Raw genomic sequence first — 13,800 nt, 5'->3', positions numbered from 1 at the left:
ACGCATCCATCATGACAGAACAGAAAGCAATTTTTCGATCCGGCTACGTGGCACTGGTCGGTGCTCCCAATGTGGGTAAGTCGACGCTCCTGAACCAGATTTTACAAGAGAAGATTTCCATCACAGCACCAAAGCCTCAGACAACCCGCAATCGAATTCTCGGAATCATGACCGGGCCCAGTTCCCAAATGATTTTTGTGGATACTCCCGGAATTCATCGTGCTCGCGATCGCTTCAATCAAATATTGGTGGATACTGCTCTTGCTGCCCTGAATGACGTTGATGTCATCTGTTTTTTAATCGAGACCGGGCGGGCGGATCATCCGGCGAACGAGGCAATCATCGAAGCCATTCAACGCCTCAATACGCCGGTCATTGTAGCCGTCAACAAAATCGATACGGTGCGCAACAAGCAGGAGCTGCTCCCTGTGATCGACCGGTTCAAAGGGTATATGAAATTTCGTGCCATCGTACCCATTTCAGCATTGCTTGGCGACGGAGTCTACGCGCTCCTGACTGAGATAGAACAAGTGTTGCCGGAAGGTCCGGCTTATTACCCGGAGGATTATCTGACCGATCAACCGGAGCGTTTTCTGGTGGCCGAACTGATTCGCGAAAAGGTCTTTCATCTGGTTCATCAGGAGATACCCTATGCGGTGGCTGTGACCGTCGAGCAGTTTTCCGAGGATCAGCAGCGCCATCGAATTCACATTGAAGCCGTTGTGCATGTTGAAAGAGACTCACAGAAAGCCATCATCATTGGCAAGCAGGGGCAGATGCTGAAAGAGATCGGCAAGCAGGCCAGAAAGGACATCGAGGCTTTGTTGGGATGCCGGGTGTACCTCGGGTTGTTTGTCCGTGTGCAGAAAAACTGGCGCAAGAATCCGCGCGTTCTGGCGGAGTTTGGATATGGCTTGAAGTGAGGTGATACAGAGGTCCGGCGGCCCTGGCGGTGCGGCATCGAAATGACGCAGGGGCGGGATTTGCCGTTAATCTCCCGGGAACGGCGCACACCCTGTCGACAGACACGCTGCTACCCATGGAGCCGGTCCATGGTCATGTAGCTTGCAGCCATGCGGGCAGCGATTTCATAGCCGTACCCCGTGGCCATGGGATTGAATTCTGTGTCGACAAGAATGGCCTGAATTTCGTGTCGTTTGACTTCGCTTGCATAAAACAGGGTTTCCTCCAGGGGATCTCCACCGAAGCAGCTGACGTTGGGACTTCCGTCCGAAAAAACCAGGATGGCCGGAAGAGTCTCCGGGTGCTTGCGCTTTTCCTGCAGCAGCAGCCGGATTCCCAGCTCCAGTCCCGCCGCCAGGGGGGTTCTGCCCCCCACTGGCAGGTGTTCTATGCTTTCCGCTGCGCCCCGCAGATTGCTGCTAAGAGGCAGGATGATGTCCGCGGCGGTATGGCGAAAAGTAATGATTCCCAGTTTGTCGCGGCGCCGGTACAGGTCGTCCATAAGGGCTGAAATGATGCCTTTTGTGAGCGACATTCGGTCGTTTGTGCGCATGGAAGCACTCGAATCAATCACCATCACCAAAGCGAGTCCTGTTTTATGGGATCGCTTCCTCAGTCTGAAATCATCACCGTGCACCTGAAACCCCAGCTTGCCGTTGCGGGCATTTTGATGCGGTGCAGCGGCTCTCAGGGTGGCAATCAGAGAGAGATCCTGCGGCTTTTCTCCGTGGTGCGGCAGCCGGCTGCCGAGAACTGCGCCGCCCTTGTGCAGATTGGCTAAACTAAAACGGCGCCCGGGGTGAGCCCCGGTCATCAGCTGCCAGGGAAAATGATGCTTGAGCGGTCTGGCACCCGGGCAGAGGTGCGTCACACACTGCACGGGCGACTTGTAGCTCTTGGCCGGTGACGATTGTTTCTGCCTGTTTTGATGGATGGGTACCCACTCCTGGTCGAGGGATTGCGCGGCGGTGTGCTGGTCGATCAGTTCTTGCAGCTTGCTTTCGTCAAGCCGGGCCTTTTGCAGGGGAGACTTCTTGATGCGATGCGGCAGTGCCAGGCGCGCCGCCAGCTGCAGGTCCCGGGCGGTTATCTTGAGCCGTCCTTCGAACGCGGCATTGGCTCTTGCGGCTTTCATCATGGTGATGTCAGCTCGATGGCCGTCGGTTCCCATGGCCACCGAAAGACTGGCTGCCGCTTCAAGGAGGTTCTCGCTGAAGGCGATTTGCGCCAATGTCTGCCTGCCTCGCATGATGCATTGGGCCAGCTCTGCATCCGCCTTCTGCCAGCAGCGCCTGAAATCCTGCGGATTCTCTTCGAAGGCCAGCCTGCGCTTGGTGATTTCCACCCGCTGCGGCAACGATTGTATCCCTTCGATGTCTACCGATAGGCCGAAACGGTCCAGCAGCTGCGGCCGCAGATCCCCTTCTTCGGGATTCATGGTGCCCACCAGGATGAAGCGACTGGCGTGCGAGAAGCTGATTCCTTCCCGTTCCACGATGTTCATCCCGGAGGCCGCCGCATCCAGAAACAGATCCACGATCTGGTCATTGAGCAGATTAACTTCATCCACATACAGGATGCCGCGGTGGGCTTCCGCCAGAAGGCCGGGTTCGAATCGTTTTCGGCCGGTCCGCACGGCTCTTTCGATATCGATTGAGCCGAGCAGGCGGTCTTCCGTTGTCCCGATAGGAAGATTCACCATGCGAACGGTTCTAGTGGTGACGGGGGGCTCCTGCCCCGATTCAATGATGGCGCGGCAATGATCGCAGAGGTTTGGCGGGTCGTCGGGGTCACACTGAAACGGGCAGTTCTCCACAACGCGAATGGTCGGCAACAGATTGACCAGCGCGCGGACGGTCGTCGATTTGGCGGTCCCGCGCTCGCCTTGGATCAATACCCCACCCAGGGTGGGGTCGATCACGTTGAGCAATAGGGCGCGTTTCATCAATTCTTGGTCAACGAGGGCGGAAAAAGGGAAGTTGGATTGCATTGTCGTATGTGATCTTTCCAGTTGGGGTCGTCGATTCTAGGGGTAGATGATTACCCGTCGATAAGGTTCCTTGCCTTTGCTCTTGCTTGTCAGCCCACAGCGTTCCACGAGCTCATGCTGCAGCCGGCGAAAATGCGAGCTCTGCGGCGCCAGCTCCGAGGGCACGCCCTTTTGCATTACTTCCTCGGCAGCCGTCGCAGCTTCCTTCAAGGCGCTCTCTTCGCCGTTGAAGTAGTCTTCGACGAGGAAAATCGAGCGCAAAAAATTCTCCATTTGCGCCACCGTGTTACTTTTGGCCACATGCACCGGCACGCCGCTTGCCTGAGCCTCACGCAACCGCCGCGGGCGCCGTTTTTCTTGGGATTTCAGAGTGAGTATCAGGTCCGCCTTATCGATGTCCGACACAATGGTTGCCGGCACCCTGAATTTGTGGATGGCCTTTTCCAGTCGACTTCTTGAAATGGCGTATGTATAGATTCTATGCACCTTGCGTCTGGGGCGTTTCGCCGGAGGGGGCTTAAGTGCGGCGGTCTCTACTTCACCGAGGGGCGGCTCGCCCTTGGCCGGGAGTATTTCAACGTCCCCCTGGTCGGTGCGCATGCGCATTTCGGGTGCGAGGGGCAGGCCCCTGAGGAACGCATCAACGACTCTTGCCAGGTCATGATGCACCACCAGACGATTCTTGTCCTGAATTTCCACCATGACATCAAAGGTGGGCGGTGCTTTTCTTTCCAGCACCGTCTTTTGCGTTCGGCGCCGGCGCGCTTCCTCATCGGACAGGGTGACGGCCTGAATGCCTCCGACCAAATCGGCCAGCGTGGGATTCTGCAGCAAGTTATCGAGTGTATTTCCATGCGCTGTAGCGATCAGCTGCACTCCTCTTTCTGCGATCGTGCGCGCAGCCAGCGCTTCCGCCTGGGTTCCGATCTCGTCGATGACGATGACTTCCGGCATATGATTTTCTACCGCTTCGATCATCACGGCATGCTGCCTGTCGGGAGATGGCACCTGCATGCGACGCGCACGGCCGATGCCCGGATGGGGGATGTCGCCGTCGCCGCCAATCTCGTTGGAAGTGTCGACAATGATGACCCGCTTGTCCAGATCGTCAGCCAGCACGCGCGCCGCCTCGCGCAACAGTGTCGTTTTCCCTACACCGGGGCGTCCCAGCAGCAAAAGCGATACGCCGCTCTCGATCACGTCGCGCAAAATGTCGAGCGTCCCGAATACCGCACGGCCTACCCGGCAGGTGAGGCCGATGATCGTTCCCACTCGATTGCGTATCGCCGAGATGCGATGCAGCGTCCTCTCTATCCCTGCGCGGTTGTCATCGGTAAAGGTACCGACACGAGTGACCACGTAATGAATGTCCTCGCGCGAGACATGCTCTGCCGTCAGCTCAGCTATGCGATCAGCGAATCTTGCTTCGGCGACTCTTCCCAAGTCAAGGACAATTTCCACCAGCAGTTCCAGGCCGTCTTCCGTCTGGATAGCCTGCCGGATTTGTGGCGGCATGACGTCGAGCAAAAGCTCGACATCGTCGGTGACTTTGATCCGTGCGTCGTCCAGTTTCGCCTCCGTTATAGTGTTTGCCAAAATAATCTTGGCAGCAAAAACATTTTCTTGGAAGTTGTATTGCAGGTCCAGCTTCATCTGGTGGACGTAAAAAATAGGGGAGTGCCCGGGGGGGGGAGACCACCCTGAAGAACATTGTCCGGAGAAATGAACGGTCGGGCGTGAAAGGCGGCGTGAGGTAGAGCAGGGCCAAAGCGCTGCTCTACGCAAATTGCGCAAATCATCTCGCTTGCGTCGTTATAGTTTTTTCTTGGAGAAGTACCAGTCCGTTACCTGCAAAGTACTGTCTTTGACGCGCGCCTCTGCATCCTGTGCGGTTCCAGGCGGCGGCACAATGACCGGATCGCCGGGCCTCCAGTCGGCCGGGCAGGCAACCGCATTGTTGTCAACCGTCTGCAGGGCATCCACCACCCGCAGAATCTCATCAAAATTCCGTCCCACATTGAGCGGATAATAGATCATGGTCCTTATACGCATTTCCGGGTCAATGAAGAACACACAGCGCACCGCAGCCGTGGCCGAACTCGGTTCATGGACCATGCCATAGAGCCTGGCCACTTTCTGGTCCAGATCGGCGATGATCGGGAACGGGATCTTTACGCCAAACTTTTCTTCGATGTTCCGTACCCAGGCAATGTGGCTGTAATTGCTGTCGATGGAATTCCCCAGAAGCTTCACGCCTCTTTTTTCAAATTCATCGTGCAGCTTGGCAAATGCCATGAATTCAGTGGTGCAAACCGGCGTGAAATCGGCCGGATGGGAAAACAAAATCACCCATTTCCCTGTTGCCCACTTGGATAATCTAATGGGGCCGTGCGTGGTGTTCGCTTCGAAATCCGGCGCAGGCCCATTCAATTCCAAACGCGGTGGTCGGCTCTCTTCCTGCAACTGGCTCATAGGATCCCTCCTCTCAACTACAGCATTCTTAATTACTTAAATTAGACAGTAATATCCGCTGAGTTGACTGTCAATGCGAGCGTCTTGTGCAAGAGAATAGATCTTAATGCGCTGCCAAGTAACCCAGTTTGTTAATCTCTTTGACAAAGTTCGACCAATACACCGTAGGTGCTCTTGGGATGCAGGAAGGCAATTTTTGCCCCGCCTGCACCTCTCCTGGGTTTTTCATCGATCAGTTTAATGCCCTTTTCTTTCAGTTCGGCCAGGGCCTCTTCAATATTTTCAACTCGAAAGGCGATGTGTTGCACTCCCTCGCCGCGCTTTTCCAGGTATTTGGCGATGGGACCATCTTCCGAAGTAGATTCCAGCAGTTCCACTTCCGTGTCCCCCACGGGAAAGAAAGCTGTGGTGACTTTTTGCTCCTGGACGGTTTCGTTCCCGGCATGGTCCAGGCCCAGAAGGTCATGGTAAAGTTTTTTGGTTTCATCAATGCTCTTGACCGCGATTCCGATATGGTCCACTTTGAGAACCTTCATAATGCCTCCTTTGAATGTTTTGCTGTACTGAGCCAATGCTGCAAAATGTCGCGCCGCGTGCTGTAGGGATCGCGGCGCCGTTCCAGAATATCATCGACAATAGCGTTCAGTCGGCCGCTGGTCTGAAGCTCTTGGTAGACGGCTCGAAAGAGTCCGTCGTGGATCATCCGGAGCGTTTCTTGACGGGTCCTTTCGCGGCGCTTGCGCAAGAACTCTCCGGTAGCTTTCAAATGATTTCTGTGCTGGCCTATGGCGTCCCAGAGCTCGTCCACCCCCCGGTCTTCCACGGCAATGGTTTTGACAACCGGGCAGGTCCAGCTTCTGGGTTTGATGTGATTGTCCTGTTCCACCCTCAGGGACACTTCGGCAAAGAGCTGGTCGGCTGCCGGCCGGTCTGCTTTGTTGATGACGAAAATGTCGGCGATTTCCATGACGCCGGCTTTCATACTCTGGATGGTGTCTCCCAGACCCGGAACGAGGATCAGGCAGGTGGTGTCGGCAATCTGTATGATGTCCACCTCATCCTGGCCGACTCCAACGGTTTCGATGATTATGACGTCTTTTCCGAAGGCGTCGAGGACTTTGACGACCTCGCCGGTTGCTTTGGCCATGCCTCCCAGGAACCCCCGTGTTGCCATGCTGCGAATGAAGACACCCGGATCGACGCTCAGGCGACTCATGCGAACGCGATCCCCCAACATGGCTCCACCCGTAAAGGGGCTGGAAGGATCAACGGCAATGATGCCGACGCTGAGGCCCTTTTTCCGTATTAAATGGGTCAACTTGTCGGTGAGAGTGCTCTTACCCGCGCCGGGCGAGCCGGTGATGCCTATGATGTAGGCATTACCCGTGTGAGGATGGAGTTTTTCCATGCAAGGATAGGCCCGCGGGTCTTCATCCTCGAGCCAACTGATCAACCTTGCCGCGGCGCGCGCTGAACCTTCCAGGATCTCTTTAGCGTAATCGATTGCCATTACTGTGTGTACCTCTCAATGCCTTACACTCATCGAGGTGGATGAGCCATGCCGTGGGAAAATCTATCCAGCCCACGCACTTGCAAGTCCTCTGCCTAACAGACACCCTCTTGTGTGAGCCTGTGCTCAGCAGGTCAGGGAGCGAGCGTAGGGGGCTGCCCGACAAAACCGCTTTGTCAGGGAGTGCTTCCCAAACCCTGACCTACCCAATCCACACACAGTCCCGCGGCACAGCCCCTCTCCACTCCGGGCTGACCGTTACCCACACATGGCCCTTGGGTACTCGGGGGACGCTCCCTCTCACACCGCAAGGGGAGAGGGAGACCCATACAGTGGAATCCCTCGGGTTCAGGCACTGTACCCCACCCATCGGGTCGAGTGGGGCCAGCCAACGGTCTAGCGGGAAGGGAACATCTCCTTGTAGGGCAAGCTCTTAGTTACGGGACCTGGCATTGGTTTTTATGAAATCCACAATTTCCGTGGTGGGAGTTCCGGGTCCAAAAATGCCCTTGACGCCGCTGGCTTCCAAGCCCTCGACATCTTCTTTGGGGATGATACCGCCGCCCACCACTATGACGTCATCGAGCCCTTTATTCTTGAGGAGTTGCACGACCTTCGGAAAAAAGTAATTGTGCACACCGGAAAGACTGCTCAAGCCAACCACGTCGGCATCTTCCTGCAGAGCTGTTTCCACTATCATCTCAGGGGTTTGTCGAAGCCCCGTATAGACAACTTCCATGCCCGCCTCGGCAAATACCCTTGCCAAAAGCTTTGCTCCTCGGTCGTGACCATCCAAGCCCGGTTTCGCCACTATGATCTTGATCTTACTTGCAGGTGCCATGAAATTTCCCTCCACTGACAAAGCGCTCTAATTTTAGCAAGAAATTCTAAACAAATTCTTTGGGGCGGTACTCTCCGTAAATGTCGCGCCACACGTCACAAATTTCGCCGATGGTGGCCCTGGCTTTGACCGCCTCAATGACCGCGGGTAAGACATTCTGGTCGGTTTGTGAGACCTCTCTGAGGCCGTCCAATGCCTTTTTCCACTGGCTTTCATCCCTTTCGGAGCGAAGGTTTGCCAGTTTTGCGGATTCGACTTCACCCACAGCCATGTCTATCTGGAGCAGGTTGGTTGGGGGAGGCTCTTCCATGGTGTATTTGTTGATACCGACGTAAACGCGATCGCCCGATTCAATTTCCTTTTGAAATCGATACGCGCTGTTTTGAATTTCCTTTTGAATAAAGCCTTGTTCAATGGCCGCCAGGGTTCCTCCCATGGCATCGATTTTTTTGATGTATTCATCAATTTCAGCTTCTATCCTGTCCGTCATGGCCTCTACAAAATAGCTGCCCGCCAGAGGATCAATGGTGAGGGCGGCACCACTCTCTTCGGCCACGACCTGCTGGGTGCGCAGGGCCACGGTGACAGCCTGTTCGGTTGGCAGACAGAGAGCCTCATCATAGGAATTGGTGTGCAGGGACTGGCATCCGCCCAAGGCCGCCGCGTAGGCCTGCAACGCCACTCTCACGACATTGTTGAGAGGCTGCTGGGCGGTGAGGGTGACGCCGCCGGTTTGCACGTGATAGCGCATCATCATGGAACGTGGGTTCTTTGCTCCAAACCGTTCCTTCATGACCCTCGCCCAATACCTGCGGCCCGCCCGGAACTTGGCCACCTCTTCCAGCACATTGGTAAAGGCGTTAAAGAAAAAGCTCAAACGCGGGGCGAAAGAATCGACCTCCATGCCACGATCAACGCAGGCCTGCACATAGGCTATGCCGTCGGCGATGGTGAAGGCCATTTCCTGAGCCGCAGTGGCGCCCGCTTCTCTAATGTGATAGCCGCTGATACTTATGGTGTTCCATTTGGGGACATTCTTAAAACAATATTCGATCAAGTCTACGGTAAGCCGCATACTGGGCTTTGGTGGATAAATGTACTGGCCGCGAACCGTGATTTCTTTCAGGATGTCATTCTGCACGGTTCCCCCCACTTTGTCGAAGCTCACATTTTGTTCCTCGGCGATGGCCAGATACATGGCCAAAAGAACGGACGCCGGAGCGTTGATGGTCATGGAGGTGGTGACCTTGTCGAGGGGGATCTGATGGAAGAGCACCCGCATGTCCTCGATAGAGTCAATGGCCACGCCGACTTTTCCCACCTCACCCATGGAGAGCGGATGGTCGCTGTCGTAGCCCGCCTGGGTGGGCAGGTCAAAGGCCACGCTCAGGCCGGTCTGCCCCTGCTCGAGCAAATAACGGTAGCGTTCATTGCTCTCTCTGGCGCTGCCGAATCCCGCATATTGGCGCATGGTCCAAAAACGTCCGCGATACATGGTGGGCTGCACACCGCGGGTGAATGGGTATTCGCCCGGATATCCGAGATCCCTGCTGTAGTCCAACCGGCTTATATCCAATGGGGTGTAGAGACGTTCAACGGGGATGTTGGAAATGCTGGTGAATACCTTTTTACGCTCGGGTGAGCGACTGAGGGCTTTACTGACGGTTCCTTCCTCCCATTTTTGCGTTTCAGCCTTGATCTTTTCCAGGGTTTTCTCTTCGAACATGGTTTGCCTCCTCAACAAGATTTCCTAACTTAAGTCCATCCGCCGCTGACCATGACATGTCAAAAGATAGCCTCAGTGGGGATTGGGAAACATTGAGCTCACGAACCTTCTTCATACGCAACAATGATACTGGAGAAACGGACTTAAGCGGGTTAAAAAAAAGACGCGCAGGATGCACTCAGGTCAACCTTTCCCAACTATAGGGTTTAAGCAAATGATTTTGGCCTACACCCAAAACATTCTCCTGGAAGCCATAGTAATACTTTGTTCAAGATATCACATTGTCTATAGCAGTATGAATTACAAGAATCAACCGCAAACAAATGGAGTGCGCTAAAATGAAAACAGCGCAGAGGGGGAGGAACGAATGCCTACTTTGATCGACCTCATGGACAGGATCAAACAACAAACAGACCCCGCTAAAGTCGGCATGATTGCCTGCCATAACGGGCTGGTGCGCGCCACCAGTCGCGCCGGCAAGCGGGCGGAGTATCTGGATATCGATGTGAATACCAGCGCGTGGGACGCGATTCTGGAAGAGATGCGGGCACGGCCCGGCATCGCCGCCATCGAGGCGCATCTTTTCACGGGTCGCAGACAGATAGGCGATGATGTTATGCTGGTTGCGGTCGCCGGAGATATCCGTGAAAATGTATTTCCGGTGCTGGAGGAAACCGTAAATCGGCTGAAGCGCGAGGCGGTGTTCAAGCAGGAAAAACTTACTGCGGTCGCGTAGCTGCCCGACGCAACTACATATAGCGGCTGTCTTGAGATGGAAGTTCTTGACAAAAAAATGGGAGCCATTTTATATGCTTGGCGTGTTATCAGAGCTATGACTGCAAGGGGCTGGCGGTTCTTGGTGGAGTTAGCACTATGGAGGAGGGAGGAGTTATGTCCGTTCCATTTGTCAGAACGATGGAAAGTCCTTGCCGCAGCTGTGAGAATGTCCATCTCAGCAAGGAGGAGTGCAGTAGAGAATGCGTGCGGTTGAAGGCTTTTCAGGAGGCCATTGTGCATTGTGACGAGCACACCATCCAGGATTTTGGGGTAAGGTACGGCTTTGTGCGGGGTTAGGCCGTCGGTTGATGTGCGTGTGGAAAAGGGCGATCAGGGGGTGGGAACCCACCCCCTGATCTGGCGTTTATCATTGATCGGGAAGACTACAGGGGGAGATGTTTAACCAGTTTCCTCACGGCTTCCACCGATGCGTCAAAAGCGCTTTTTTCGTCTGGCAGCAGCTTGATTTCAATGACTTCCTCAACACCTTCCTTGCCCAGCTTGGCCGGAACGCCCACGAAATACCCTCCGACGCCGTATTCTTTATCGCAATAGGCGGCACAGGGTAGTATCCGTTTCTTGTCTTTCAAAATCGATTCCGCCATCTGCACCGCCGATGCGGAGGGGGCAAAAAATGCGCTGCCGGTCTTGAGCAGGTTCACAATTTCACCACCACCCTTGCGCGTCCGATCAACCAGGGCTTCAATTTTGTCAGCCGCAAGAAGTTCGGGCAGAGGAATGCCCGCCACCGTGCTGAAGCGGGGCAGGGGAACCATACTGTCGCCGTGGCCTCCCAAAACAAACGCATTGACGTCCTCGACGGAAACATTCAATTCCATGGCGATAAACGTTCTGAATCTTGCTGCGTCCAATACGCCGGCCATCCCCACCACCCGGTTGGTGGGGAAGCCACTGGCCTTGTGCGCCACATACACCATGGCATCCAGTGGATTGGAAACCACTATCAGGTAGGCGTTGGGCGAATACTTGGCGATCTGTTCGGTAACCGATTTGACGATGGCCGTGTTCTTTGCCAGTAAATCATCGCGGCTCATTCCAGGCTTGCGTGGCAAACCGGCGGTAATGATGACGATGTCTGAGCCGGCGGTATCCGCATAATCATTGGTACCGATGACATGGGAGTCGAAACCTTCTACCGGAGAGGCTTCCAGCAAATCGAGTGCCTTGCCCTGCGGAAGACCCTCGACGATATCAATAATACAGATGTCGCCTAATTCCTTGGCGGCCGCCCAGTGGGCTGCGGTAGCTCCGACAAACCCGGCACCGACCACGGTGATCTTTTTTCTTTTCATAGACATGACTTGCTCCTTCATCGACTGATAAGCGCTTCTCTTCGCTTTATCCAACTATCGCGAGAACATCACCCTTTTGAACGCTGTCGCCGTCCTTGAAATTGATCTTTTTGACCGTTCCTGAAACGGGACTCATGATGGAGTTTTCCATTTTCATGGCTTCCAAAATCAGCACCACATCACCCTCGTTCACGGCTCCTCCTTCATTCACTTCGTAGCGAATGATCATGCCGGGCATGGGCGATTCGATGGGGGTGCCGTCGGCTGCCGCTGCCGCTGCCGGGGCTGCGGGCTTGGGAGGTGCCGCGGCCTGGGGAGCAGGAGTGGGAGCCGCTGCGGGTTTTGGCGGAGGCGGAGGCACCAGCGACGGCCTTGGAGCCGCCGGAGCTGCCTGGGGAGGAGCCGCGGGCTGCGCTGCAGGGGCGATGGAAGTAACCACCGGCGCTCCGCCGACCTGCTCCACCTCCACCTCGAAATATTCACCATCCACAAAAACGTTGAAGGTGCGGCTGTCAGGCCCTTTGGGGGGAGTTTCCTTCGCAACTTTTTCGATCAGCAGACCGGCCTTCGCCTTTTTGACGAGCTCCTCCTCGCGTTTCACGTCTTCCATGGTTTTGGGCTTGACTTCTTTGGGGACTTCTTCGAGCCCGTACTTCCAGCGCAGGAATCGTTTGCCGGTAGTGGGGTAGAGAGCGTACACCAAGACATCGTCCAGGTCTTTGGACAACCCCTCGGTATCCTTCTTGGCCTTGTCCAATTCGGGTTCCAGCACGTCCGCCGGGCGCACGGTGATGGGGGTTTCGCCGCGGGGGTATCCCTTGAGCGCCTTCTTCTGCACCTCGGGATCGATGGGAACGGCGGTTTTTCCATACAGCCCGTAGCAGAGATCCTTAACCTGGGCGGTGATCATCTTGTATCGCTCATCCGGGGTATCGAACAGAACATTGTTGACAGTCTGGATGCCGACGATCTGGCTGGTGGGAGTGACCAGCGGCACCTGGCCCAATTCGCGCCGAACGATGGGCAGTTGTCTGAAAACCTCGTCCATCTTGTCCAGGGCATCCATATCACGCAACTGATTCACCAGGTTGGAGAGCATGCCTCCAGGGGTCTGGTGCAGCAGCACGTTGATGTCCACGATGGACATTCTGTCGTCCAGGAGGTGGCGATATTTGGGAGAAATCTTTTCCATGTGCTCACTGCATTTGGCGAGCAGCTTCAGATCAAACCCCGTGTCCCGGTTGGTTCCCTGCAGCGTCACCACCAAGGGTTCGATGGCCGGGTGTGAAGTGCGGTAAGCCCACGGGATAAGGCAGGTGTCCACTATGTCAACGCCGGCCTCGATGGCCTTCAACAGGGACATGTCGGCCATGCCCGAGGTGAAGTGGCTGTGCAGATGAATGGGGGCCTTGCAGTTTTCCTTCAAGGCCTTCACCAGGATGTAGGCATCGTAGGGTGCAATCAAACCGGCCATGTCCTTGATGCAAATGGTGTCCGCACCCATGTCTTCGAGATCTTTCGCTTTATTCACAAAATACTCGAGATTGTAAACGGGACCTCCCAGGCGCGATTGGGTGAGGGAGTAGCAAATGCATCCCTGAAAGTGTTTGTTGTGCTTTTTGATGACCGGCACGACGGTTTCAAAATTGCGGAAATCATTGAGGGCATCAAAGGTTCGGAAAATGTCGATGCCGTTTTCGCAGGAACGCTCGACAAAAGCGACGGCCACATCGTCTGCGTAGTTGCGATAGCCGACCAGATTCTGGGCCCTAAGCAGCATGGAGAAGGGAGTCTTCTTGATGTATTTCTTGAGAGTCCGGATGCGCTCCCAGGGATCTTCCCCCAAAAAGCGGTGCATCGTATCGAAGGTGGCTCCTCCCCAAACCTCCATGGAATAAAATCCTACCCTGTCCATGTCTTCTGCGATGGGGATAAAATCCTCGGTTCGTCCGCGCGTTGCAAAAAGCGATTGGTGCCCGTCGCGAAAAGTCAGGTCCTGTATCTTTACCGGATTAGTCACTTCCACCGGTTGATCCCCAACGAGTCCGGCTGTTAAGGTGCCATGTTGTTCCTTGTCCATCCTAATTCTCCTTTTTTGCATTCGAGGGATTGTTCGCAACTCTCTTCAGCGTTGACTTCCATAGTACCATCTTGAGCTGTAATCAATAGAGCACAGGGCATTTCCGCCGCCGGGCAGCCGGGGTTCTT

At 55.2% G+C, this 13,800-nt stretch carries 12 protein-coding genes; 3 read left to right on the top strand and 9 right to left on the bottom strand.

What is annotated here, in order from left to right:
• The first annotated feature begins 11 nt into the window (after positions 1 to 11).
• Positions 12 to 923 (top strand): GTPase Era, encoded by a 912-nt coding sequence (gene era / locus K1V27_RS15480; protein WP_258930955.1) that lies wholly within the window; start codon positions 12 to 14, stop codon positions 921 to 923.
• A gap of 110 nt (positions 924 to 1,033) precedes the next feature.
• Here era and K1V27_RS15475 read toward each other — a convergent pair whose 3' ends face one another.
• The 7 genes from K1V27_RS15475 to K1V27_RS15445 all read right to left on the bottom strand — a co-directional run bounded on the left by K1V27_RS15475 (position 1,034) and on the right by K1V27_RS15445 (position 9,502).
• Positions 1,034 to 2,953 carry a magnesium chelatase subunit D family protein gene (locus K1V27_RS15475; RefSeq protein WP_258930954.1) on the bottom strand — a complete coding sequence of 640 codons (1,920 nt, stop codon included), beginning with the start codon at positions 2,951 to 2,953 and terminating at the stop codon, positions 1,034 to 1,036.
• Between the two features lie 36 nt (positions 2,954 to 2,989).
• The gene (locus K1V27_RS15470; RefSeq protein WP_258930953.1) at positions 2,990 to 4,606 is read right to left on the bottom strand and encodes a R3H domain-containing nucleic acid-binding protein; all 1,617 of its coding nucleotides are present in this window, start codon (positions 4,604 to 4,606) and stop codon (positions 2,990 to 2,992) included.
• Between the two features lie 159 nt (positions 4,607 to 4,765).
• Positions 4,766 to 5,425: a peroxiredoxin gene (locus tag K1V27_RS15465; protein WP_258930952.1), complete on the bottom strand. Its 660-nt coding sequence runs from the start codon at positions 5,423 to 5,425 to the stop codon at positions 4,766 to 4,768.
• A gap of 131 nt (positions 5,426 to 5,556) precedes the next feature.
• Positions 5,557 to 5,961: a methylmalonyl-CoA epimerase gene (mce, locus tag K1V27_RS15460; protein ID WP_258930951.1), complete on the bottom strand. Its 405-nt coding sequence runs from the start codon at positions 5,959 to 5,961 to the stop codon at positions 5,557 to 5,559.
• Positions 5,958 to 6,935: a methylmalonyl Co-A mutase-associated GTPase MeaB gene (meaB, locus tag K1V27_RS15455; protein WP_258930950.1), complete on the bottom strand. Its 978-nt coding sequence runs from the start codon at positions 6,933 to 6,935 to the stop codon at positions 5,958 to 5,960. Before meaB ends, mce begins: the two co-directional genes overlap by 4 nt.
• 433 nt (positions 6,936 to 7,368) lie before the next feature.
• Complete coding sequence (locus K1V27_RS15450) at positions 7,369 to 7,776, bottom strand: cobalamin B12-binding domain-containing protein (RefSeq protein WP_258930949.1); 408 nt, start codon at positions 7,774 to 7,776, stop codon at positions 7,369 to 7,371.
• Between the two features lie 46 nt (positions 7,777 to 7,822).
• Positions 7,823 to 9,502: an acyl-CoA mutase large subunit family protein gene (locus K1V27_RS15445; protein WP_258930948.1), complete on the bottom strand. Its 1,680-nt coding sequence runs from the start codon at positions 9,500 to 9,502 to the stop codon at positions 7,823 to 7,825.
• A 367-nt stretch (positions 9,503 to 9,869) separates the two neighbouring features.
• Between K1V27_RS15445 and K1V27_RS15440 the strand changes: the two genes are divergently transcribed.
• Positions 9,870 to 10,238: a molybdenum cofactor biosynthesis protein MoaE gene (locus K1V27_RS15440; RefSeq protein ID WP_258930947.1), complete on the top strand. Its 369-nt coding sequence runs from the start codon at positions 9,870 to 9,872 to the stop codon at positions 10,236 to 10,238.
• A 155-nt stretch (positions 10,239 to 10,393) separates the two neighbouring features.
• Positions 10,394 to 10,576, top strand: a complete 183-nt coding sequence (locus K1V27_RS15435; RefSeq protein WP_258930946.1) for a hypothetical protein — start codon at positions 10,394 to 10,396, stop codon at positions 10,574 to 10,576.
• A gap of 86 nt (positions 10,577 to 10,662) precedes the next feature.
• On the opposite strand, the gene mdh is transcribed toward K1V27_RS15435, so the two are convergent.
• Complete coding sequence (gene mdh, locus K1V27_RS15430; protein ID WP_353740591.1) at positions 10,663 to 11,592, bottom strand: malate dehydrogenase; 930 nt, start codon at positions 11,590 to 11,592, stop codon at positions 10,663 to 10,665.
• Between the two features lie 46 nt (positions 11,593 to 11,638).
• Complete coding sequence (locus K1V27_RS15425; RefSeq protein WP_258930944.1) at positions 11,639 to 13,672, bottom strand: pyruvate carboxylase subunit B; 2,034 nt, start codon at positions 13,670 to 13,672, stop codon at positions 11,639 to 11,641.
• Between the last annotated feature and the right edge of the window lie 128 nt (positions 13,673 to 13,800).

The organism is Desulfoferrobacter suflitae, from assembly GCF_022603395.1.
GTDB classification, from domain to species: domain Bacteria; phylum Desulfobacterota; class Syntrophobacteria; order Syntrophobacterales; family Syntrophobacteraceae; genus Desulfoferrobacter; species Desulfoferrobacter suflitae.
Note: the sequence above shows the minus strand (reverse complement) of the source record. Positions and strands in the feature narration are given on the sequence as shown.

Excerpts from the sequence above, each read along its gene's own strand:
- era (WP_258930955.1), top strand. The coding sequence starts at position 12 with ATGACAGAACAGAAAGCAATTTTTCGATCCGGCTACGTGGCACTGGTC.
- K1V27_RS15475 (WP_258930954.1), bottom strand. The coding sequence starts at position 2,953 with ATGCAATCCAACTTCCCTTTTTCCGCCCTCGTTGACCAAGAATTGATG.
- K1V27_RS15470 (WP_258930953.1), bottom strand. The coding sequence starts at position 4,606 with ATGAAGCTGGACCTGCAATACAACTTCCAAGAAAATGTTTTTGCTGCC.
- K1V27_RS15465 (WP_258930952.1), bottom strand. The coding sequence starts at position 5,425 with ATGAGCCAGTTGCAGGAAGAGAGCCGACCACCGCGTTTGGAATTGAAT.
- mce (WP_258930951.1), bottom strand. The coding sequence starts at position 5,961 with ATGAAGGTTCTCAAAGTGGACCATATCGGAATCGCGGTCAAGAGCATT.
- meaB (WP_258930950.1), bottom strand. The coding sequence starts at position 6,935 with ATGGCAATCGATTACGCTAAAGAGATCCTGGAAGGTTCAGCGCGCGCC.
- K1V27_RS15450 (WP_258930949.1), bottom strand. The coding sequence starts at position 7,776 with ATGGCACCTGCAAGTAAGATCAAGATCATAGTGGCGAAACCGGGCTTG.
- K1V27_RS15445 (WP_258930948.1), bottom strand. The coding sequence starts at position 9,502 with ATGTTCGAAGAGAAAACCCTGGAAAAGATCAAGGCTGAAACGCAAAAA.
- K1V27_RS15440 (WP_258930947.1), top strand. The coding sequence starts at position 9,870 with ATGCCTACTTTGATCGACCTCATGGACAGGATCAAACAACAAACAGAC.
- K1V27_RS15435 (WP_258930946.1), top strand. The coding sequence starts at position 10,394 with ATGTCCGTTCCATTTGTCAGAACGATGGAAAGTCCTTGCCGCAGCTGT.
- mdh (WP_353740591.1), bottom strand. The coding sequence starts at position 11,592 with ATGAAAAGAAAAAAGATCACCGTGGTCGGTGCCGGGTTTGTCGGAGCT.
- K1V27_RS15425 (WP_258930944.1), bottom strand. The coding sequence starts at position 13,672 with ATGGACAAGGAACAACATGGCACCTTAACAGCCGGACTCGTTGGGGAT.